The sequence below is a fragment of the Halalkalibacter lacteus genome (assembly GCF_036663595.1).
In the GTDB taxonomy this organism is placed as follows: Bacteria; Bacillota; Bacilli; order Bacillales; family Bacillaceae_D; genus Halalkalibacter; species Halalkalibacter lacteus.
The window spans coordinates 1-244 of the sequence record NZ_JAWRVL010000399.1 but is presented as its reverse complement, the minus strand read 5'-3'; the positions used below and the strand labels follow the sequence as shown (position 1 = coordinate 244).

1 protein-coding gene is annotated in these 244 nt (G+C 68.9%); it reads left to right on the top strand.

The genetic code is table 11. The annotated features are described in order from the left end of the window. The coding region (locus SAZ04_RS22800; protein WP_332700033.1) for a hypothetical protein at nt 1-244 on the top strand (244 nt) is incomplete at both ends.

Genomic DNA, 244 nt, shown 5'->3' with positions numbered 1-244 from the left:
TGCCAACGAGGCTCCCGACGGCATCGACCTGGCGCACCTCGTGGGCCGCTTGCCGCGCGGACGGGACACCGGGGCGAACGCCCAGGGTTGTCTCGAGTGGCGGGCGGGGGAGACCAACGCGAGCACCTTCAGCCGCAACTTCGAGACCATGGTCGGCAGCGTCGGCGAGCAGGGCTGCGGCTGGGAGGCATCGCTCGAGTCCTGGTACCGGTTTCTGGTTGACCCTTTTCCCTATCGCGAGCTG